Source organism: Salinispora fenicalii (assembly GCF_000514815.1).
In the GTDB taxonomy this organism is placed as follows: Bacteria; Actinomycetota; Actinomycetes; order Mycobacteriales; family Micromonosporaceae; genus Micromonospora; species Micromonospora fenicalii.
The window spans coordinates 109,915-130,724 of the sequence record NZ_AZWQ01000022.1 but is presented as its reverse complement, the minus strand read 5'-3'; the positions used below and the strand labels follow the sequence as shown (position 1 = coordinate 130,724).

The window sequence follows — 20,810 nt, the reverse complement described above, 5'->3', positions numbered from 1 at the left end:
CTCACGGCTCCTTCGGGCAACCGTGTCGGCGTTGCCAGTCCGCCACCTCCACGGTGGGCGACCGGCTGACCCCGCGTCGCCACGCGTCCAGGTAGGGCGCCGGCCACACCACCCCCCGCCGGATCCACCAGCCGTCCTTCCCCGGACACGGCGGTGAGATGCCGAAGTGCAGATGACACACGCTGTTCGCGTTGCCGGTCCGGCCGACGGTGCCGAGTTGCTGCCCAGCAACGACGCGTACGCCTGGATCGACGTCGGCCGCGACCTCGGACAGGTGGGAACCGTAGTAGCGCACCCCGTCATCGCCCAGCACCGCCACCGACAGGCCGCCGTTGAACGGACCGCGGGGACCGCCCGGGTCGAAGCGGTCCACCCGGCTCACCTCCAGCACCGAGCCGTCCGTCACCGCCACCACCGGCACACCGCAGTCGGCGAAGATGTCCGTGGCGGGGTAGGCCGAGTGGGTCGGACGGTATGAGGCGTCGCCGGCCCGTACCGGGAAGACGTGCCGGACCTCGGCGGGCGGCGGCTGTGGTGGGGTCGCCGAGGCGCTCGGCGGAGCCGCTGTTGCCGTTGGAGCCGAGCTGGTTGACGGGAAGGTGGGGGCCGGATCCGTGGTGGCCGGGCGACTGGCCGTGCCGGTGTCCACCCCGGGGCGGTCCATCGCGCAGCTCGCGGTGAGCAGCGCGGCGAGCAGGAGCAGCAGGGGATACGCCGGGCGGCGTCCGGTCAACGGCGCAGGCATCCGGCCATCCTGACAGACCAGTACGGTGGGAAGGAAAAGCCGGGGGAGGAGGCGATCATGACCGACCCGTACGACACGGGCCGCCCCCGAGATCCGTCGGGGCTCTTTCCCGCCGGGCCGCCGGCGCGGCCCACCTACCGCGAACCTCACCCGATCGACGGCATCGCGGTGCTCCTCGGCGGTGTTGTCGCCACCACCTGGTTGCTGCTCTTTGGGCTGCTCGGCACCGGCGTGCGGGGATACGCCTGGTGGACGGTGGTCGCCGGTGGCTTCGCCTGGCTGGTGGCGCTGCTGTTAGTGCGCCATGGCGACCGGGGAGTCGCCACCGGGGTCGCGATCGTCGTCGGTGGTGGGTGGAGTATCGCGGCGGTGGTCGTTGCGAGCCGCTGGATGGCCAGCGGAGACTGGCCCCTCTGGTAGGGACCGGCCACCCGGTCTACTGACTTCCCCTCGGCGGCTTCGATCAGCGCGGCGGCGTTTGTTGGCCGTCCGTCGGGGCGTTGGCCGTTCGCCCGCCGACCCCACCGGCTAACGTGCACGCGTAAGACCGTCTGCGCGTCCTGGGCGAGCGAGCAGGTGGAGCTGGCGGGCTGGTCACGCCGTAGCTGGGCTGGTCACGCCGCAACCGGCCGGTCATCGGTGGCCGGGTCGGCCACCGATGACGCGAAGCCGCGGACGGTCGAAGGGTTTCGGGGTAAGGCCGAGGAAGTTTGGGGGAACCGTGTCGTACTTTGCTGCGGCCGTGGTGCGGGACGAGAGTGGCTGGACCGCCGCCGAGGTGAACCTCCGTGGCGCCGTTGATGTGGACGGCGTCGCCGACCGGTTGCGCGACGTCGACCCCGGTGCCGACCTGTCGCTGCTCTTCGTCGAGGCCGAGGACGAGTACCTGGTGATCCTTCGTCTCGATGCGGGTGAGGACCTGCGGGTTTTCGGCTCGGATTCGGCGTACGCCGAGGAGACCCAGCTGGGCGCGCTGCTGGTCGGGGACCTCAAGACGTCGGTGTCCGGGCTGGACGGGACCGAGGAACGCCGTGCCGTCGGCGGTGACCTGGAGAGCGAGCAACCCGCCGCGGATCCGGAGGCGGACCCGGTCGGGGACGCTGACCTCCTCGCTGACCTCGGGGTATCCGGTCCAAGACTGATCGCGCTCTGCGGTCACGAGGGGATGCTCCCGGCGGATGTCACCACCGAGACGTGCACGGTGTTGGGCTGCGCCGACGAGGTCGAGGAACTGCGTGAGGTGTGAGGCTGTCGGCGTCGGCGAGGGCGAGGGCCGAACCGGCGTGGGGGGCGCCGACCGCCGGCAGCGCCACGAACAGTGGATGCGGCGGGCGTTGGAAGTCGCGGTAGCCGGGGCGGAGGCCACTGCCGCTGCCGCTGCCGACACTCCGGTCCCCGCCGCTGACGACATCCCGGTCGGTGCGGTGCTCCTCGGTCCGGACGGGGCCGAGCTGGCCATCGGCCGCAACGAGCGGGAGCTGACCGGGGATCCGACCGCCCACGCCGAGGTGCTGGCGCTCCGCCGGGCCGCCGGCCGGCTCGGCCGTTGGCGGCTCGACGGGTGCACCCTGGTGGTAACGCTGGAGCCGTGCACGATGTGCGCCGGGGCGCTGGTGCTGGCCCGGGTTTCCACGGTGGTGTTCGGGGCGTGGGAGCCGAAGACCGGCGCGGCCGGCTCGCTCTGGGACGTGCTGCGCGACCGCCGACTGAACCACCGCCCCGAGGTCTACGGCGGCGTCTTGGAAACAGAGACGGCGGCGGTCCTACGCGCCTTCTTCCGGTAGGACCGCCGGTCGGCTCGTCCCGGGACCCGGCCGAGCGTGTTGATCAGGCGACGATGGTGTCCAGGGCGATCTCCACCATCTGGCTGAACGTCTGCTCCCGCTCCTGCGAGGTGGTCTTCTCCCCGGTGCGGATGTGATCGCTGACCGTCAGGATGGTCAGCGCGCGGGCCCGAAACCGGGCGGCGATGGTGTAGAGCGCGGCCGACTCCATCTCGACCGCCAGCACGCCGTACTCGGCGAGCGAGTCGTAGAGGTCCGGCCGGTCGGTGTAGAAGGCGTCCGCCGCCAGAACCGGCCCGACCCGCATGGTGACGCCCCGCCGTTCGGCCACCTCCACCGAGGTACGCAGCAGCCCGAAGTCGGCCACCGGCGCGTAGTCGATCAGCCCGTCGAAACGCACGCGGTTTATGTTCGAATCGGTGGAGGAACCGATCGCGGCCACCACGTCGCGGAGCTGAAGGTCCTCGGTCAGGGCGCCGCAGGAGCCGACCCGGATCAGCGACCGGACGCCGTACTCGTTGATCAGCTCATGGGCGTAGATCGAGGCGGACGGCATCCCCATGCCGGAACCCTGGACCGATACGTCAACCCCGTTCCAGCGGCCGGTGAAGCCGAACATCCCGCGGACGGTCGAGTAGCACTGCGCGCCCTCAAGGTAGGTCTCCGCGATCCACTTGGCCCGGAGCGGGTCACCCGGCATCAGGACCCGCTCGGCGATCTCTCCCGGCTTCGCGCCGATGTGCGTACTCATGGCAGGGATTCTGCCAGCCCACGCCCGGCGCCGTACCGGTTGGGCTTTCGGTCGGGCGGTCCTGTAGCCTACTCGGCGGTGGCGTGTCCGAGTGGCCTAAGGAGCACGCCTCGAAAGCGTGTGAGGGTTTACGCCCTCCGCGGGTTCAAATCCCGCCGCCACCGCTCCTGAACAGCGAGGACGCCCGGTCGATCCGTGAGGATCGCACCGGGCGTTCCGCTATCTCGAGATCGTTGGGCTCGGTTGTGATGTCAGGGCCGGCGGGCCACTACCGCGCCGTTCGCGCCGGGCGCGTCGAAGGCCACGACCCGGGCGTCAACGAAACCGGCGTCGCCGAGCCAGCTGATGTACTCGGCCCCGGAGTAGTTCTTGCCGCCCTCGGTTTCGACGAGCATGTTCATCCCCATCAGGGCGGCCGCCGGCGGGCCGGTGCGCTCGTCGTTGAGGAGTAGTTCGGAGATGACGATCGCGCCACCGGAGGGCAGCGCGGCGTGGCACCGGGCCAGTAGTGCCCGGTTGGTCGCTTCGTCCCAGTCGTGCAGGATCATGCTGAGCAGGACTACGTCGTGTCCGTCCGGCAGCGCCGGGTCGGCGCGGAAGTCGCCGGCGACCACGCCGATTCGACCGGTCAGGCCCGCTTCGGCGATCCGCTCCTCGGCCCGGGTGCAGACGTGCGGCAGATCCAGGATCGTCGCCTGGAGTTGCGGCAGTCGCTGGCAGAGCTCGATCGGGAAGGCCCCGGCACCACCGCCGACGTCGAGCAGCCGGCGGTGCGCGCCGAAGTCGTACGCCTCAGTCAAGGCGCGCGCGGTGAAGCGGGAGGTGGAGAACATGGCGTCCCAGAACTCCGCCACCATTTCCGGGTCTGTGGTGTCGAACATGGACTGCTGCTGTTGCGGGTCCCAGGTCAGCGGGCGGTTACTACGCAGCGCCTCGCCGATCCGGTGCCAGGGCAGGTAGGTGCGCAGGTCGGAGTAGCGGATCTGGGCGCCGAAGTAGTACGGCCGCCCCTCGACCAGGAACTGTTCGGCCAGCTCGGAGTTGCGGTAGCCGGCGTCAGCCTTCTCCAGTAGCCCCAGGGACGCGCTTGCGGCCAGCAACAGGTCGGTCGGACGTTCGTCCATCCCGAACTCGGCGGCGGCTTCAGTCACGGTGATGGTCCGTCCGCCGGCCAGGCGGGTGAACAGTCCGAACTCGACACCAACGGCGAGGGTCTTGAAGCCCCAGACTCCGGCTACGAGCTGCATCAGCGGGGTGGGAGTGATCATTAGTAGATAAGAGCACAAAGTGGTTCATGGACGTGGGCCGGCACCGGCGGCGGCGCGCGAGATCGGCGAGGTGGCGGAGGTGCGTCACGCTAGGAGCATGATTCGATTCGTCCTGAACGTGCTGTGGCTTATCTTCGGCGGCGGAATCGTGCTGGCCTTTGGCTACTTCGTCGCCGCGGTGATCTGCTTCGTCCTCGTCATCACCATCCCGTTCGGGGTCGCCTCGCTGCGGCTGGCCTCGTACTCGCTGTGGCCCTTCGGCCGGACCCTGGTCACCAAGCCGGGGGCCGGCGTCGCCTCCGGGCTGGCGAACGTGCTCTGGGTACTGTTGGCCGGCTGGTGGCTGGCGTTGTCGCACCTGATCGCCGGGGTGTCCCTCTGCGTCACGATCATCGGCATTCCGTTCGGCATCGCCAACTTCAAGCTCGTACCGGCGGCATTCTGGCCACTCGGCCAGGAAGTCATCGAGGTCCGCTGAACCGAAACCCACCTGGCCCGAGGCGCTGGCTGCCTGTGGTTTCTCGCCGTTCCCACTCCTCGACCAACTCGTCCCAATAGTCGATCCCCAACCCCCGACGCCCGTGCGCCAGCCAGCCGGCGGTGTTCCGCTCCACGTGCAGCCCGAGCTCGGCGAAGAGGTCAACCCATGAGCCCGGCTCCACCCCCACCTCGACCAGGGCGGCGTTGATCGGCCACTGCCCACGCGGCCCATCGAACACCGAGTCGAAGCGCGGCCCCCAGGACCGCAGGCCGCCGAGCCACACCGCCGCTGCCTGGTAGCCACCGCCGCCGGTGAACTCCGCCTCGACGTACGCCACCGGCCCCTGCCGCGACCAGTCGACCAGGGTCTCGGTCAGCGCGGTGGAAAACACCAGCGTGAACGGGCGCTCCGGGGTGTGCTCCTCGACGGCGTAGTCGGGCGGCGCCCCGGCCAGCTCCTCGACCAGTTGCGAGGTCACCGGCAGGAGGGCGAAGTCCTGGCGTAGGTCGCCGAGGACCGCGTGATCCAGCCCGCGGGTTGCTCCGTGTAGCAACCCGGCGTCCGCGATGATCGCGCTGAGCTGGTAACTCATGCGTCCACAGGCTGTGGATGAGACATGTGTACGAAGAGCCCGGCCGGCTTCGCCTCTGTTGCTTGCCCGCTGTGCTGCACGCCCTCAGTATCCCTGCTCAGCTAGGGGCGGGCCGGGACACGACCCACCACGTGGCGGTCGCCAGGACCGCGACCAGGCCGCTGAAGATGAAGGGTGCTTCGATTCCGACTGTTGCCGTGAGGACACCGCCGAGCAGCGCGCCGCCGGCGGCGGCGCTGAAGCTGAGGGTGCGGCCGGCCGCAATCGTACGGCCGAGTAGCTCTCGTGGCACCAGCCGTTGACGTAGCGACACGACCGTGACGTTGAGCACCGCGAACGATCCGCTCGTGACCACGATGACGAGGATCGCCGCCCACAACTGGGTGGTCACGGCGAGTATCGCCGGGATGCCGGCGGTGATCGCCAGTGAGCAGGTGAGAGTCATGCGGTGCCGGCGACCCGCGACGAGCCGGTCAACGACGGACGAGCCGAGCAGGCCGCCGAGGGCGCCAGCGGCGAGCAGGATTCCGAAACCGGTCGCGCCGATGCTGAGGGGGCCCTCCGCGTAGAGCACCAGGATCGCGAACCAGGCGCTGTCGGCGGCGGCGACCGCGGCGGTGACCAACGCGAGTGTGCGCAGCACCCGCTGGCCTGCTAGCCAGCGTAGACCTGCCATCACACCCGGGCTGGCCTGCTTCGGCGCGTCCTGCGGTGGCCGGGCGGCGATGCTGATCGGCAGTGTCAGCAGGAGCATGACGGCCAGGGCGAGAGATGCCCCGTTCGCCGCGAAGGGCAGGGCGGCGCCGGCTACGAAGAGCGCGGCGCCGACCGGCGGGCCGACGAACTCGTTGCCGACGATCTCGCCGGCGACCAGTCTTCCGTTGGCGCGCTCGAGTAGCCGCTCGGGTACCAGGCCGGGAAGTGCTGTCTGCGCGGCCGTGTCGCGTACCGTCTCCCCGACCCCGAGCAGGAAGCTGGCCAGCAGGACCAGCGGCAGCGACACCCAGCCCATCGCCACGGCAACCACCAGGACGCCCAGGACGACCACCCGGGCGATATCAGCCTGGGCGAGCAGCGCGCGGGCGCCGCGGCGGTCGGCCAGCGACCCAGCGAGGAGGCCGGTCACCAGCCACGGCAGGGACTGGGCCGCGGCTACCGCGGCCACCGCGACCGGATTGGCGGTCAGCGACGCGGCGAGCAGGGGGAAAGCTGCCAGTCGGATGCCGTCACCGACGTTGGCGAGGGTCGAGGCGCTCCAGAAGGTCCAGAAGGGCCGGCCCAACGGAACAGAACTCGTGACCATGACGGGCATCATTGCATCACCAGCGCCGCCGTTGGGGGCGCTGGATTGGCCCCTCCACCCTCATCTCCTGGTTGACGTGGGTCATGCGGAGCAACGTATCCGCTACCGGGCCCCCTCGGAGGCTCGGCGTACTCGCGCTACCCGGCGCAGCCAGGTACATCGCCGGAGCAGTTGTCCGGCCGATTCTTGACCACGACGGTGCCGGTGGCGGTGTTCAGGTTCACCGTGCCGCCCGCCTCGTTGTAGATGCCACCACCGTCGTCACCGACGATATTTTTGGTGACCTTGGTGCTGAAGAGGGTCACGGTTCCGATGGTTTCGTTGTAAATGCCGCCGCCCTGGCTGCCGGCCTGGTTGCCGAAGATCTTCGTGTTCCGTAGCACCAGGTCGGAGAGGTTGTAGATGCCGCCGCCTTCGATGCTGGCATTGTTGTTCTTGATGATGCTGTCTTCAACGACAGCGGAGGCGCCGTCGTCTACCCCCAGGCCGCCGGCGATCGCAATCAGGGACACGTTGTCGGCGATGGTGGCCGATTTCAGCGTTACCTCTGTGCCCAGGCCCGCGAGGATGCCGCCGACCACTTCCGTGGCGATGTTGTTCGTAACGCTACTATCCGCGATAGCGGCGCTGCCACTTTCGATGAAAAGGCCACCGGTGGCTTCCCGGGCGCGATTTTTGGCGATGCTGGTGTGTTCGATCTGAACAGTTCCCGTACTGCTGATTCCGGCTCCCACCACGGCGGTGTTGGCGTGGATGTCGGACTTACTGATGCTGATTAGGCCGGAGTTCCTGATGCCTCCTCCGGAAGGGGCGGCGGTATTGCGGCCGAACGTGGAGGAGCGGAGGTGGGTGGTGCCATTGTTGGCGATGCCGCCCCCCGCGGCGCTGGCGATGTTGCGGGTGATGGTGCTGTGATTAGTGGTCAATGCCCCACCCGCGTCCACCAGTATGCCGGCTCCGTCGCCGGCAGCGCCGGTGGTCTGGCCGCCGGTGACCGTCAGCTGGTTGAGGGTGAGGTTGCCGCCGGTGTTGACGGTGAGGATGCGGAACTGGTCAGCCGCGGCGGCGCGTTCGATGGTGGTGTTCTTAGTCCCGTTGAGGGTGATCGGGCTGGTGATGGCGGGCAGGCCGGCGCCATCGATGTTCGCGGTCAGCAGGTAGGTGCAGTCCCGGGCCAGGTCGAGCACACCCCCACCGCGGGCGTTGGCCAAGGTGATCGCAGCGATCAGGGCGTCCGGGTCGCAGGGGACCGGTACGCCCGCTGACTTCCCGCCTTTCTTTCCCGGGTCCCCCCTGCTTTGGCCACTGGGCTTGCCGCCGGACCGGCCTTGTAGGACATGGCTTTGCTGCCGTTCGCGTTGGCCACGGTGCTCGTCGGTGGAGGGCCGGTCCGCGACAGTGCTACGGGTGCGTTCGACAGCATCGGCGGCCGGGGTGGCGGCGACGCTGGCGGTGGTGAGGGCCAGGCCCGTCACCCCGACAGCCCACCACCGGGACCTTGCCCTGCGTCCACCGGATCGATCCGGGCCGGGCTGGTGGGTGTGGTCCTGATGGCTCATCGCGGTCTCGGTGTCCTTCCCCCGTCACGGACGAGAAGCCACCACGCCGGGGCTGGCCGGGCGACGCTCCTCGGCTACCAGGCCGGCGGTAGCAACCACGTTTCAGTTAAAACTGACACCACACCCATTATGGTATGAATACGAAAGAAATCTCCAAATCAGGCAAAGTGCGCGTGGGTTGACGTGCCGCCGCCGTCCCAGCGGGCGGTAACGCCGGTCGGGCGCTACCGCCCCGGGGTTGGCAGCGCCCGGATCGCGAGGAACCCGATCGGCTCCCGCAGCAGACGCTCGTAGCGGTCTCGATCGACCAACGCCGCTTCGGTGGTCGGCCGTGGCTCCAGCAGCCGCTCGATCAGAAAGCCCGCTTCGTGTAGCTCCTCGCAGGTCCGCTCCAGCGGGGCCAGCCAATAGCGCACCTGCCAGCCCCTACTCCAGATCTCTTCGATAACGCGCACGTCGAAGTAGCTGCCACCGTGCCGAAGCCAGTCACCGGTGGGGTGTAGCCGGGACAGCACGAGCGCGCCTTCCGGCCGCAACACCCGCCGCAACTCCCGCAGCGTCGAGGTCCGGTCATCGACATACTCCAACCCGAGCGCGAACAAGACCAGGTCCACCGAGGCATCCGGCAGCCAGTGCAGCGGTTCAGCAAGATCGTGTACGTGGAAGACGCCGGCGGGGACGCGCTCTCGACACAACTGGACCATGCGCGGACTCTGGTCCAGCCCGATCACCCGGGCACCCCGGGCGACCAACTCCTCGGCGTAGAGCCCGGGACCGCAGGCCACATCCAGCACCGTGCGCCCAGTGACCTCACCGAGTAGCCGCAGGCAGGCCGGCCGGTCGTAGTGAGCGTTGTAGAGGCCCTCGCGTGCGTGCTCCAAGAACTCGTCGGCGAACGCGTCGTACTGCGGTCCCGGTCCCACGGCGTCGGTCATGTAGCCAGTTCTACGCGCAGCGGTGCTGGTTACCCACGGGTTTTTTCACCGGTGATAGGCAACGCTGACGGTGAGTGCGGCGAGAGCGACCACAAAGAAGAGTGCCCAGGCGCCGAGCCGAAAATTGCCGGCGCGTACGTGTACGCCCAACGCGCTGAGGAAATACAGAACCAGACCGGCCGCCGCGAGGGTGCCCAGGACCGGCACGACGATCCCGGCTAGCAGGCCGAGCGCACCGGCACCGAGGAGTACCCCTAGCGGCCGTACCCACGACCGGGGGACCCGGTTGCGGTCCGCTTCCGTCTTCGGATACTCGTGCCCGATCAGGTTGGCGACGGCGGCCGAACCGTTGAGGGCCGAGGCGAGCAGGGTCACGACAAGATACGTTGCGAACATCTTTGCCTCCGTGCACAGGACAGGGGTGTTGTCAGTCGTTCACGGACGAGGTGGTGACCCGAGATGTGACGCGGCCGCAGGTGAGCTGGGCCACTCGAATGCCGCGGTCAGCTTCTGCGGGTTGCTGACCACGTGAATCGTCCGGACCAGACCCCCCGCCAGGTGCAGGGTCATCACGAGCACGGTCTCGCCGTCGCAGCGGACCACCACACCGGGGCCACCGTTGACCGGTAGCACCCCGACCGTCGCCCCGACCGGCTGCTGCCGGGAGAGCACGACGATGGCGCGGGCCACCAGGTCCGCACCATGAATGGGCTTGCGCGGCGCACCCGTGAAGCCGCCGCCGTCGCTGACCATCGTCACGTCCGGGGCCAGAACGCCGATCAGTGCGGTGATGTCACCACCGGAACAGGCGGCCAGGAACCGCTCGGTCACCTGCTGCTGGGTCGCTGGGTCGCTGTCGTACCGGTGGTGGCGGTTCTCCACCGCCCTCCGGGCCCGGTGCGCAAGTTGCCGTACCGCTGGCTCGCCGCGGCCCAGGAACTGCGCGATCTCGGCGTACGGGTATCCGAAGGCCTCCCTCAACACAAACACGGCGCGTTCCAGAGGGGACAACGCCTCCAGGACGAGCAGTAGCGCGGTGGAGACGGAATCGGCGAGGACCACATCGTCGGCGACGTCCGGTCGAGTGCGGATGGGCTCCGGCAGCCACGGACCGACGTACGCCTCCCGCCGTACCCGGGCACTACGTAGCTCGTCGATCGCCAGCCGGATAGTCACCCGAACCAGGAACGCCTCGGGGTCCACGACGGTGGCCGGATCAACCCGACTCCATCGCAGCCAGGTCTCCTGCACCACGTCCTCGGCCTCCTTGGCGCTGCCGAGCGTCCGGTACGCGACCGCGTACAACAGGTCACGGTGCCTCATGAAGGGCGCCTCGTGCGGGGCCCCTGCCACTTCCTCCGCCACCCGACCCATGATCCGGGTGTTGCCCCGAAGCTCACCGGCGCGGTCCGGCTCGCCTTCGGATATCGCGACCCGGCTGGGCAAGGGGCGGTGGCCGCCGTGCCCGACGCACCCAACGCTGGTCAGCGGCGGGGCATGTTTGGCCCAGGCCGCTGACCAGTCGGGGATCGGCTGGGACCCCCTACGTGGGTCGGTGCCGACTTGGTCGCTAGCCGGCGCAGCCAGGGACGTTGACGCAGTTGTTCGGACGGTTACCGACAACGAGGGTGCCGGTAGCAGTGTTCAGTTCGACCGTACCAGCGTTGAAGATGCCCCCACCGTCAGTGATGGCAACGTTCTTGGTGACCTTCGTGTCGAAGAGGGTGGCCACATTGCCGTTGTCGATTCCGCCACCCTGGTTCGCCGTATTGCCGGCGACCTTCGTGCGTCGCAACAGCAGGGTGCCCCCGTTTCTGACCCCGCCACCGGAAGCGGTGGCGGCGTTGTTGTTCGTGATGATGCTGTCCTCGACGACGGCTGTGGTTCCGCCAATGATTCTGATGCCACCGCCATCGCCGGCGGTCGCGGTGTTGCCATCAAGGGTGACGAACCGGAGCGTGAGTGGGCCGGTTACGGTGAAGATGCCCCCGGAGTCCTGGCCGGTGTTGCGTGAGATCTCCGTCTTGGTTAGGGTGCTGGCCCCACTGGTCGCCAGGAACAAACCGCCGCCGGACCCCTGACTGCGGTTGCCGTTGACGGTGCTTCGCGTGACCTGCATCGAGCCGCTACTGGTGTTGACGATGCCGCCACCGACGTTGGTCGCGGTATTGCTATCGACATGTGATTTTGTGATTGAAAGCGCGCCGGAGTTAGCTATTCCCCCACCGGTGTTGGCGATGTTTCCGCTGATGGTTGACTGCCGGACAGTGGCCGTTCCCGAGTTGGTGATGGCGCCGCCGCTGACGGCGGTGTTACCGACGATTGTGCTGTGATTGACGGTGGTGGCGCCGCCGGGATCGACGAGGATTGCGCCGCCAGCATCGGTGGTGTTTCCGCCGGTGAGTTTGAGTTTGTTGAGGGTGAGGTTGCCGCCGGTGTTGACGGTGAGGATTCTGAATTGGTCGGTGGCGGCGGCGCGTTCGATGGTGGTGTGTTTGTTGCCGTTGAGGGTGATGGGGGTGGTGATGGCGGGGAGTCCGGCGCCGTTGATGTCGGCGGTGAGGAGGTAGGTGCAGTCTTTGGCGAGGTCGAGGGTGGCGCCGCCGCGGGCGTTGGCGAGGGTGATCGCGGCGATCAGGGCGTCGGCGTCGCAGGGCACGGGGATGCCCTTCGGCTCTCGCTGGTCATCGGTGCTGGTGGCGGGGCGTCCCCCAGCGCCGGCGGCCGGGGTGGCGACACCGACGGTGGTGGTGAGGGCCAGCCCGGTCATGCCGGCCAGCCCGACCGCCCACCATCGTGATCTCGTCCGACTTCCGTCCGGGTTGCCAGGTCTGCGCGTGGGGCATGGAGGATTCATCGTGCTCTGGGTCCTTCCTCAGGGTAGGAGGAGGGCCCCGTTCCCCGACAGGCGGCGGAACGAGGCCCATCAACTTGATCTGCTCGGCTTGCTATCCGACGCAGCCCGGTACATCGCCGGAGCAGTTGTTCGGTCGGTTCTTAACTACGACCGTGCCGGTCGCGGTGTTCAGCTCGACCGTGCCGCCCAGCTCGTTGAAGATGCCGCCGCCGTCAGTGACGGCAGTGTTTTTGACAACCTTGACGGTGAAGAGGGTGAGCATGGCGCCGTCCGTGTTGTAGATGCCACCGCCCTGGTCCCCCGACTGGTTTTCGATAACCTTCGTGTGGCGTGCCACCAGGGTTGCGGTATTGACGATGCCGCCGCCGTCGCCGGTGGCCGTGTTCCCGGTGACGGCGCTGTCCGCCACGACGACGGCCGTGCCGGGATCGACCAGCAGAGCGCCGGCGCGGCCGTTCGTCGCCGCGTTCTGGCTCAACCCGACGGAACGCAGAGTGAGCTGGCCACCGAAGGCCCGAATGCCGCCGCCCTCCTCGGCGTTGTTCTGGGCGATGTGAGTGTCGGTGATGGTGCTAATGGTGTCGGCCAGTGCCAGGCCCCCATAGAGTGCGGAATGGTTGGCTTTTACGGTGCTCTTCCGCACCTCAACCGTGCCGCCGGTGCTGGCGACGCCGCCGCCCTCCTCGATGGCGGTGTTCTGGCTTAGCTGGGACTTGGCGATCGTGAGCAGCCCGGTGTTTGCGACTCCGGCGCCGATGTCCCCGGTATTCCGGTCGATGGTGGAGTGCTCGATGCGGGTAGTGCCGTTGTTGGCGATCCCGCCGCCCTCGTCCCCGGCGATATTGCCGGTGATGGTGCTGTGCCTTACGGTCAGCTGACCGCCGGGCTCGACGAAGACTCCCGCGCCATCACCGGCAGTCTGGCCGCCAGTGATGGTGAGGTGGTTAAGGACCAGGTCGCCACCGGTGCCGACGTTGAGGATCCGGAAGTTATCGGCTGCGGCGGCGCGGGTGATGGTGGTCTTCTTGCCGCCGTTGAGGACGAGCGAGACGACGATCGTCGGCAGGCTGTCGGTCAGCGTGTAGGTGCAGTCCTTGGCAAGGTCGAGGACGGCGCCGCCGCGGGCGTTGGCGAGGGTGATCGCGGCGGTCAGCAGGTCCGCGTCGCAGGGAACCGGGGTCCCCTTCGACTTCTTCTCCTTCTTCCCCTTGTCACTCGGGCTCCGGTCGTCATCGCGGTGGGAGCCGGTGGAAGGCTGGCCGTCGGAGGCGGTGGGGGTGCGTCCGGCAGCGTTGGCTGCTGGGGCGACAGCGACGGTGGTCAGAGCCAGGCCGGTCATGCCGGCCAGTCCAACAGTCCACCATCGGGACCTCGTCCGGTCTCCACCCACCGGTTGTTTCAGGTCCGGCCGGCAGGTGTGGCGCTGATCGGTCATGCGGTCTCGGTGTCCTTCCCTGTGCACGGAGAGGAGCCAACCGCTGTGGAGGCCAGCGCGGTGTTCCTCGGCTACCCAGGTCGGCGGTAGCAACCGGTCCGAGTTAAGCCGAAAAAACACCTAAAGGAACACGAATGCGACAAAAACTCCTGAAGGGGTGGAATCAGTGACCCGGGGCCCTGCCTGCTCTCCGGTAGGGCACCCGGCGACCACATCTACTTGATCTTCCTGATCTGCCCCGCTGCCCACGCCGCGGTCGGCGCAGCCCTCGCATGGCTGGCATCCGCGGCGGAACCTCGACGGTCGACCCGTCCATCGCCCGGCACGGTCGGTGTGGTGGCGCTGGCGATGGCTGACTACTACACCCGGCGGTCACATCGCACCTGAATGTCTTCGGCTGGTTCTTTCTGGGGTTGGCGGTGGCGGTCACGCCGTCGGCCGCCGTCTGGCCCGGGCCGCGCAGGACACGTCGGCGCCATCCACCGTGGCGTCGGACACGGTCCTCGCCTGGGGCAAAAACGCCTCCGGACAGCCAGGTGACGGGACTGCCACCGACAGCAGCACACCCGTTGCGGTTGATCTTGCCCGCGGGAACCACGGTCACCGCCATCGCAGGCGGCCGCATGCACAGTTTGGCGCTGATCTCTGTCGGCACCGTCCTTGCCTGGGGCGACAACACGTTCGGGCAGGTAGGCGACGGGACCACCACGTCGACGCCGGCTTCAAGAATCGCGTCGTCGAACACGGCGCCGCATTCGGCGTCGACGTCGGAATCGTCACCAAAGATCCACAGGCCCAAAGGCTTCAACGTGGTCAAACGACGATGGATCGTCGAAGCGCATCGGCTGGCTCATGCAGCACTGCCGACTCGTCAACCAGGCGTCCTCTAAGAGACGGGATTCTCCCCTTGATCGGTCGAACAGCCGCGACTTGTACTGGCCTGCTGGCCGCGATCGGCGTCGGACCCGACGTCGCTGGGGCGCCTGTTGGCCGGCGAGAACCACGACCGGCTGTGATGGGACCACGCACCCATGACTATATGCAGCGACGCACCAAGGAAGGTGTGTCCAAGAAAGAGATCATCCGCTGCCTCAAGCGCTACATCGCCCCGCGAGCTCTACCAGATCATCAAAGTAAACAATATTAAACTGGCGACTTGACGCCTATATGAGCATTTGTGTCGGAACAGAAGCCCTCACCGAGTCGTAATCACAAATCTCCGGCTGAAGTGCTAGGGGTAGACAAAGTCACCAATGGATGCGAGGCTTCGACAGTGTTTGCATTCGCATCGGGGGAGAATGCCCGAAAACGGTATTACCTGGCGCTACTAGCTATAGTTGCGACGGTACTGAACGTCGCGTTGGTTCGGCCGCCTCCTGCGGCCGCTGCTGTTCCTGTGGGGGAAATGACTGCCACTAGCCTAAACAGCCTTTTCAACGTCTATGGTGACGCCGGCGGACACTGGACGGGAGCTGATGGGACCGCGTCGGTTGCTCTGCCTGACGGTCGTCTCGTCTGGCTCTTCTCCGACACCTTCCTCGGCACTGTCAACGCTGATCACACTCGGCCTATGTACAGCCCGATGGTGAACAACGCCATGGTGGTGCAAGAGGGAGAGCAGCTTACAACAACCCTTCATGGCGGTACTGCGGATGAGCCACGGGCACTCGTGGTACCCGCTGAGGAGAATGGTGAGTTCTTCTGGTCGGCTGATGGAATTGTCGAAGATGGCATGCTCAAAGTCCTGTACAATCGACATCGGCGTAATGGCACCGGCCCGCTGGACTTCGAGTTGACCGGCAGTGCGCTGGCGACCTTCAACCTGCCATCCCTGACTCTCGCCTCCGTGGAGGACCTTTCGCTCGGTTCCGTCGTAGCATGGGGATCGGCGTTGTTCACCGAAGGTGAATATACCTACATTTACGGCACGTCGTCAGCTCCGGGACGAATGAAATTCGCTCATGTCGCCCGCGCTCCAATCGGAGCGCTGGGCGGGCCGTGGCAGTTCTGGACCGGTTCGGCGTGGTCCGCCGATCCGAACGCGATTGGGCGTCTGCTCAGCGGTGTCGGCACCGCGTACTCGATACATAGGGTAGGCGCGCAGTATGTGCTGGTCACTCACGAAAATAACCTGCTCTTTGATTCACAGATCGCCGTATACACGGCCACATCGCCGACCGGCCCGTTCTCCGGGCCAAGGTACATATATACGGCGCCAGAGGTGCAGGCAGGATCGAAAAAGGTCGTTTACGATGTCCGCCTTCACCCGGAGCTGGCCCGCACCGGAAAGCTCTTGCTGTCGTACAACGTAAACAGCCTGGAGTTTAGTGACTTGCTGGCGGATGCCCGCATATATCGCCCCCGCTTCGTCGAGGTGGACTGGCCGCTGTCCACGGTCCCGGGAGTGCCGCTTGCACCCTCCGGGCTTACGGTTTCAGCCGCTGATGAAAACGCCGAACTGTCCTGGGCGGCGGTCACCGGCGCTAAATCCTACCGGGTCTACCAACGCGACTTGACTGGCGGCCAGACTCATTTCGTCCGGCACTCCACTGCGTTGACTGAAACCTCTCACAACGTTGGTCTTCTTATCCCTGGACATCTCTATGAGTTCAGGGTTACTGCGGAGAACGACGCGGGTGAGAGTGCATTTAGCCCGATCGTCACTGCCAAGCCACAAAATACGAAACCGGTGACGGAAGTCATCGCGTTTGCCGGATCCGAGGAAGCCATCGCTGGCAGCTATATCGTCAGTCTCCGGACCGGAGCAGTGACCGACGAAAACTTGGAGCAGTTTTCCCGAGAACTGTTGGCCCAGTATGGCGGCAATCTATCTCGCCTCTATCCCATAACATTACATGGATTCTCGGCAGATATGAGCGAGGCCGAAGCCCACAACTTGGCATCGCACCCCGACGTCATCGCGGTCGAGCAAAATGTAGAGGTTGCCCTCGACGGAGGCGGCGAGCAGTCCAGTCCGCCCTGGCACTTAGATCGGATCGACCAGCGCGAGAGCGCACTCGATGAAAAGTACCGATACCCCAGCACAGGTTCCGGCGTCGATGCGTACATCGTCGACAGTGGGCTGTGGCCGGGACATCCGGAGTTCAGTGGCCGGGTCGCTGCTGGCCACAACAGCATCGACCTGACCACTGACACGGCTGATTGCAACGGTCATGGGACTCAGGTCGCCGGGGCCCTCGCCGGGACGACCAGTGGTGTGGCCAAGGGCGTGACTGTCAATCCGGTGAAGGCATTCAACTGCAACGGGCGCGCCAGGAATGACAGCATCATCGGCGGGATCGAGTGGATAACCCGGAACGCTGAGCTTCCAGCTGTGATGAACCTGAGCTTCGGGATTCCTCGCGGAGACAGTGAGGCGAGCCGCCTCGAATGGGCTGTTGAGCGGAGCGTCCAGAGAGGTATTACCGTTGTCACATCGGCGGGTAACAGGAAGACGAGCGCATGCTCCGAGGCACCGAACAACGCCACAGGCGTCATTGTTGTCGCTGGTACAGGCCGTACGAGCGACGGCGGTGACAAGCGATGGGAGGACAGCAACTACGGCCCATGCGTGGATATCTGGGCTCCTGCCTCAGGCATCGTTACCTCGACGTTGGACGGTGCAGCCGACAGCTTTTCGGGTACCTCGCTCAGTGCCCCTCAGGTGTCCGGGGCAGCAGCCCTTGTGCTCTCCACGCATCCCGACTACGACAACGCGACGGTCGAGCAGGCTTTGGTCAACGCGTCAACCAAGGGCATCATCGAGGATGCAAGGAGCGACAAGGACGGTTTGTTGTTTATTGAGCAACCTCCAGATACCGCTCCGACCAACCTCATGGCTACGGCAAACCACGACAGCACTATCGAACTACGCTGGGACGCGGTCGCCGAGCCTAACGTCCACTACATTATTTCCTCAAGAGATGTTACCGCCGGCGACACTGACTTTGTTGCCTGGGACTCACCGGTCTTCGATGCCACCGTCGCCACCTCACCCGAGCTGATCTCCGGAAACCGCTACGAATTCGTCGTTGCCGCCGCCAACACCGCTGGAATCGGACCCACCTCGGCCCCGGCGACCGCGACTGCCAGCGTCGCGCCACCACCAAAGCCAGTTGGGCTGACGGCGACCCCGAAGAGCGACGGCAGCATCGACCTGATGTGGAGTAGTCTTGGGCCGTACACGTGGTATTGGGTCTACCAGCGCGACATCACCGCCGGTGAGACAGAGATGACCCGCCTGGAGATCCCGATATCCAGTGGCACCACGTTGAACGCCGCATTCCTTGTCCACGGTCATGAGTACGAGTTCCGTGTTAGCGCTACCAATCGCGGCGGGGAAGGACCTCAGTCTGACCCCGCGAAGGCTATCTCCACCTATCCCGATCCCGGCGCGCCTTCGAACCTCGCTGTCCAAGCGGGCGATGGACAGGTGGAGCTGTCCTGGTCACCCAGCCCTACGGCGGATGTCTGGTACGACGTATATCAACGCAATGTGACAATCGGTGAAGCCGAATTCACCCCGCTGCCACTGCCAGTGCAGGAGTGCTGCGCGGTGACCGCAGGCTTTTTAGTTAATGGCCATACCTATGAGTTCAAAGTGATTGCCAACCGCTTCGGACTGGAGTCGGCACCCTCGAACATCGTTCAGGCCAAGCCACAGATTCCGGTTCCGGGTGTGGTAACCGGGCTTAGCGCCACCGCCCAGACCGACGGCACCATCCAATTGACGTGGACGGCTCCTAGCGAAAACCTTTGGTTCGACATTTATCAACGCGATGTGACGGCGGGGCAGAACTTCACCAAGCTTCCAATACCGGTGACGACCTGCTGCTCTTTTACGGCAGCCCTGTTGATTAACGATCACGCTTACGAGTTTAAGGTGGTGGCAACCAATGCAGCCGGTGCCGGACCTGCTAGCGCGGTGGCCGGGGCAACCGCGCGCTACAGTCCACCGCCGGCACCACAGAACCTACGGGGCGAGAGCCGAGGTGACGGAACGATCCACCTCGACTGGGATGCCCCCCAATCGGATGCCCTTCTCTACTGGATCTACTTCCGCGACGTGACGGCTGGTCAGACGGATTTCACGAAGGGCCAGCTGCCGACTGAGCGGACGGAGGCCGACCTGGGCTTCCTTCAGCACAACCACGTCTACGAGTACAAGGTCGCGGCGTCAAACGCCGGGGGTGAGGGTCCCTACTCAGAAAGCGTCCAGGTCATGTCGAAGGGCGGATTGCCAACTGCGCCCAAGGGCCTGAGTGCGACCGCAGGTGACGGTCAGGTTGCCCTGAGATGGACCGCTAGCAGTACCACCGGTGTTTCGTACACTATCTATCAACGAAACGCAACGTCCGGTCAGTCCTGGCAGAAACTGCCCCTCTCGGTTAGCGGCACATCTATGACCGCCGACTTCCTGAGTAATGGTCAGACGTACGAGTTTAAGGTCATCGCGTCGAACTGGGCCGGCAACAGTGCGGCGTCCAACGTGGCGTCGGCGAGACCACTGCCGCCTCGGCCCACCACACCGTCTGGCGTGGCCGCGACCGCTGGCGACGGAAGGGTCACCCTTTCGTGGGGTGCCAGTTCCCCAACGAGCGTCCACTATTGGATCGAAACCCGGCTGGCTGGAGGCGTCTGGGACCGTCTGCCGTATCCGGTGACCTCGTGCTGTAGCTACACCGTCAACCTCCTGCGTAACGGCGCCACGTATGAGTTTCGTGTACTGGCAAACAACCAGGCGGGTGATTCGGGCTGGTCGAAGGTCGTGTCGGCTCGTCCTATGCCGCCCTTCCCGCAGCCAGCGTCAGGGCTCGCAGCAACCGCCGGCGACGGGCGCGTGACCCTGAGTTGGGTGCCCAGCGCTACAAATGGTGTGCAGTATCTCATCGAGAGTCGAGCTAAGGGTGGTGCGTGGCAGAAGCTGCCCTACCCGGTCGGCTGCTGCGGTTTCACCGTCACAGTGCTGAATAACGGAACGACATATGAGTTCCGTGTCCGGGCTAAGAATCTTACCGGTACCGCCGCTGCAAGCAACATCGCCAGTGCGAGGCCCATGCCACCGAGACCCCAGCCTCCCACAAATCTAAGCATCAAGATCACTGATGGGGTCGCGGCGCTAAGGTGGACACCGTCCCCGACGCCTTTTGCCGATCACCACGTCTACATGCGCAACGCTTCCCAGGGGCAGGGCTGGCGAAAGACCGATATCTGGGACTGGGATGGGAAAGCCTCCGTCGGAGACCTGCGTCGTGGCGATCTATATCAGTTCAAGGTTACCGCGTCGAACATGAGTGGACAGGGGCCGCAATCGAACGTGGTGTCGGCCAGAGTGTACTTCACCGACGCGAACATCGACTGCTTGAACCTCTACGTCGACTTTCGAGGAATTCCTCAGGGTGAAACGATTATGTTCTACGGTGCCTACGGTGTAGGAAAGGTCAGTAACTCCACGGCTAAGCTCGAATACGTAATTCACCTGGATGGCATCGAGTACATAAGAAGCACCTGGCCCTACAATAGGCCAACGAACAGTTATGCTTACTGGGAGTGGGCGAGGCAGTTCGAGGTCACCGCGCCACTGTTCGGAAGTGCGGCCGCGCGACTACAGGTCACCGTCAAGGGCCCCAGCGGAGATGACTGGGGTGAGGACTATTCCTATTGCACGGTAACCAGATGGAATTCCGTTTGACCACCGTGATGCGGGGACTATGTAGGCGAGGCCGACCCGGTGTAGTGGCACCAGTCGGTCAGCGCCTACCGAAACGGTCGTCGATCAACGGCGCTTGTTGGAGGTGCACCTTCGCGAACAGCTTGTCGCCGAGTTGGAGGAGGTGCGGCGCGGGAGGGGCTATGCGAAGGGGGCGAGGGCTCCGTACGGGGGGGTCATGGCCCTCGGTCGCGCACCGTCGCCGCCCTTACTGGGCGGCGCTCCATCGACACACCCACGAGAAGTCTTCCCATCACTTCGTACGTGTGTCCGACTAATTCGTTCCTTATCGGCACTCACCGGAGGCCACCAACACACCATGAACTATCCCTCCCACCCCCACCCGTACCGCTGGTTGCCCGCGTGGTACACGCCACTACCGCCGCCTATC

16 protein-coding genes, 1 tRNA gene and 2 pseudogenes are annotated in these 20,810 nt (G+C 65.9%); 8 read left to right on the top strand and 11 right to left on the bottom strand.

Annotated elements, in window-relative coordinates; all coding sequences use genetic code 11:
• Position 1: 1 nt before the first annotated feature.
• Complete coding sequence (locus B116_RS0112385) at positions 2–745, bottom strand: M23 family metallopeptidase (RefSeq protein WP_027660275.1); 744 nt, start codon at positions 743–745, stop codon at positions 2–4.
• Positions 746–802: 57 nt separating this feature from the next.
• Between B116_RS0112385 and B116_RS0112380 the strand changes: the two genes are divergently transcribed.
• The 3 genes from B116_RS0112380 to B116_RS0112370 all read left to right on the top strand — a co-directional run bounded on the left by B116_RS0112380 (position 803) and on the right by B116_RS0112370 (position 2,529).
• Positions 803–1,165 (top strand): hypothetical protein, encoded by a 363-nt coding sequence (locus B116_RS0112380; protein WP_018723880.1) that lies wholly within the window; start codon positions 803–805, stop codon positions 1,163–1,165.
• A gap of 301 nt (positions 1,166–1,466) precedes the next feature.
• Complete coding sequence (locus B116_RS0112375; protein WP_018723879.1) at positions 1,467–1,991, top strand: tRNA adenosine deaminase-associated protein; 525 nt, start codon at positions 1,467–1,469, stop codon at positions 1,989–1,991.
• A gap of 76 nt (positions 1,992–2,067) precedes the next feature.
• Positions 2,068–2,529 carry a nucleoside deaminase gene (locus B116_RS0112370; RefSeq protein ID WP_033667606.1) on the top strand — a complete coding sequence of 154 codons (462 nt, stop codon included), beginning with the start codon at positions 2,068–2,070 and terminating at the stop codon, positions 2,527–2,529.
• A gap of 43 nt (positions 2,530–2,572) precedes the next feature.
• Here the strand turns inward: B116_RS0112370 and deoD are convergent, their stop codons facing one another.
• Positions 2,573–3,280 carry a purine-nucleoside phosphorylase gene (gene deoD, locus B116_RS0112365; RefSeq protein WP_027660273.1) on the bottom strand — a complete coding sequence of 236 codons (708 nt, stop codon included), beginning with the start codon at positions 3,278–3,280 and terminating at the stop codon, positions 2,573–2,575.
• 77 nt (positions 3,281–3,357) lie between these two features.
• On the opposite strand from deoD, the gene B116_RS0112360 reads away from it, so the two are divergent.
• Positions 3,358–3,444, top strand: a tRNA-Ser gene (locus tag B116_RS0112360).
• Positions 3,445–3,531: 87 nt separating this feature from the next.
• On the opposite strand, the gene B116_RS0112355 is transcribed toward B116_RS0112360, so the two are convergent.
• Positions 3,532–4,548, bottom strand: a complete 1,017-nt coding sequence (locus B116_RS0112355) for a methyltransferase (protein WP_027660272.1) — start codon at positions 4,546–4,548, stop codon at positions 3,532–3,534.
• Positions 4,549–4,645: 97 nt separating this feature from the next.
• Between B116_RS0112355 and B116_RS0112350 the strand changes: the two genes are divergently transcribed.
• Positions 4,646–5,026 (top strand): YccF domain-containing protein, encoded by a 381-nt coding sequence (locus tag B116_RS0112350; RefSeq protein WP_018217992.1) that lies wholly within the window; start codon positions 4,646–4,648, stop codon positions 5,024–5,026.
• Here the strand turns inward: B116_RS0112350 and B116_RS0112345 are convergent.
• The 8 genes from B116_RS0112345 to B116_RS0112310 form a co-directional block, all read right to left on the bottom strand.
• The gene (locus B116_RS0112345) at positions 5,010–5,621 is read right to left on the bottom strand and encodes a nucleotidyl transferase family protein (protein ID WP_027660271.1); all 612 of its coding nucleotides are present in this window, start codon (positions 5,619–5,621) and stop codon (positions 5,010–5,012) included. The genes B116_RS0112350 and B116_RS0112345 overlap by 17 nt on opposite strands.
• Before the next feature lie 97 nt (positions 5,622–5,718).
• A complete protein-coding gene (locus tag B116_RS0112340; RefSeq protein ID WP_027660270.1) occupies positions 5,719–6,936 on the bottom strand; it encodes an MFS transporter in 1,218 nt (405 codons plus the stop codon).
• Between the two features lie 125 nt (positions 6,937–7,061).
• Positions 7,062–8,399, bottom strand: a complete 1,338-nt coding sequence (locus tag B116_RS0112335) for an autotransporter outer membrane beta-barrel domain-containing protein (protein ID WP_027660269.1) — start codon at positions 8,397–8,399, stop codon at positions 7,062–7,064.
• 308 nt (positions 8,400–8,707) lie between these two features.
• Positions 8,708–9,418 (bottom strand): class I SAM-dependent methyltransferase, encoded by a 711-nt coding sequence (locus B116_RS0112330; protein ID WP_027660268.1) that lies wholly within the window; start codon positions 9,416–9,418, stop codon positions 8,708–8,710.
• A gap of 45 nt (positions 9,419–9,463) precedes the next feature.
• Complete coding sequence (locus tag B116_RS0112325; protein WP_027660267.1) at positions 9,464–9,814, bottom strand: DoxX family protein; 351 nt, start codon at positions 9,812–9,814, stop codon at positions 9,464–9,466.
• A 39-nt stretch (positions 9,815–9,853) separates the two neighbouring features.
• Positions 9,854–10,792, bottom strand: coding sequence for an RNA polymerase sigma-70 factor (locus B116_RS0112320; protein WP_027660266.1), 939 nt, complete (start codon positions 10,790–10,792; stop codon positions 9,854–9,856).
• Between the two features lie 196 nt (positions 10,793–10,988).
• Positions 10,989–12,275 carry a right-handed parallel beta-helix repeat-containing protein gene (locus tag B116_RS0112315; RefSeq protein WP_027660265.1) on the bottom strand — a complete coding sequence of 429 codons (1,287 nt, stop codon included), beginning with the start codon at positions 12,273–12,275 and terminating at the stop codon, positions 10,989–10,991.
• Between the two features lie 91 nt (positions 12,276–12,366).
• A complete protein-coding gene (locus tag B116_RS0112310) occupies positions 12,367–13,710 on the bottom strand; it encodes a right-handed parallel beta-helix repeat-containing protein (protein WP_027660264.1) in 1,344 nt (447 codons plus the stop codon).
• Positions 13,711–13,893: 183 nt separating this feature from the next.
• Between B116_RS0112310 and B116_RS28775 the strand changes: the two are divergent.
• From B116_RS28775 to B116_RS26625, 3 genes and pseudogenes are all read left to right on the top strand, one after another.
• Positions 13,894–14,073: pseudogene (locus B116_RS28775) on the top strand (hypothetical protein); the annotation flags it as partial.
• Positions 14,074–14,093: 20 nt separating this feature from the next.
• Positions 14,094–14,429 (top strand): annotated as a pseudogene (locus B116_RS28280) (cell wall anchor protein); the annotation flags it as partial.
• A gap of 851 nt (positions 14,430–15,280) precedes the next feature.
• Entirely contained in the window at positions 15,281–20,401 is a 5,121-nt protein-coding gene (locus tag B116_RS26625; RefSeq protein WP_188116022.1) for a fibronectin type III domain-containing protein, read from the top strand.
• Positions 20,402–20,810 lie beyond the last annotated feature (409 nt).

Bases quoted from the DNA above. Each gene is read 5' to 3' on its own strand.
- B116_RS0112385 (WP_027660275.1), bottom strand. From the start codon at position 745: ATGCCTGCGCCGTTGACCGGACGCCGCCCGGCGTATCCCCTGCTGCTC.
- B116_RS0112380 (WP_018723880.1), top strand. From the start codon at position 803: ATGACCGACCCGTACGACACGGGCCGCCCCCGAGATCCGTCGGGGCTC.
- B116_RS0112370 (WP_033667606.1), top strand. From the start codon at position 2,068: ATGCGGCGGGCGTTGGAAGTCGCGGTAGCCGGGGCGGAGGCCACTGCC.
- deoD (WP_027660273.1), bottom strand. From the start codon at position 3,280: ATGAGTACGCACATCGGCGCGAAGCCGGGAGAGATCGCCGAGCGGGTC.
- B116_RS0112355 (WP_027660272.1), bottom strand. From the start codon at position 4,548: ATGATCACTCCCACCCCGCTGATGCAGCTCGTAGCCGGAGTCTGGGGC.
- B116_RS0112350 (WP_018217992.1), top strand. From the start codon at position 4,646: ATGATTCGATTCGTCCTGAACGTGCTGTGGCTTATCTTCGGCGGCGGA.
- B116_RS0112345 (WP_027660271.1), bottom strand. From the start codon at position 5,621: ATGAGTTACCAGCTCAGCGCGATCATCGCGGACGCCGGGTTGCTACAC.
- B116_RS0112340 (WP_027660270.1), bottom strand. From the start codon at position 6,936: ATGATGCCCGTCATGGTCACGAGTTCTGTTCCGTTGGGCCGGCCCTTC.
- B116_RS0112330 (WP_027660268.1), bottom strand. From the start codon at position 9,418: ATGACCGACGCCGTGGGACCGGGACCGCAGTACGACGCGTTCGCCGAC.
- B116_RS0112325 (WP_027660267.1), bottom strand. From the start codon at position 9,814: ATGTTCGCAACGTATCTTGTCGTGACCCTGCTCGCCTCGGCCCTCAAC.
- B116_RS0112320 (WP_027660266.1), bottom strand. From the start codon at position 10,792: ATGGGTCGGGTGGCGGAGGAAGTGGCAGGGGCCCCGCACGAGGCGCCC.
- B116_RS0112315 (WP_027660265.1), bottom strand. From the start codon at position 12,275: ATGAATCCTCCATGCCCCACGCGCAGACCTGGCAACCCGGACGGAAGT.
- B116_RS0112310 (WP_027660264.1), bottom strand. From the start codon at position 13,710: ATGACCGATCAGCGCCACACCTGCCGGCCGGACCTGAAACAACCGGTG.
- B116_RS26625 (WP_188116022.1), top strand. From the start codon at position 15,281: ATGTACAGCCCGATGGTGAACAACGCCATGGTGGTGCAAGAGGGAGAG.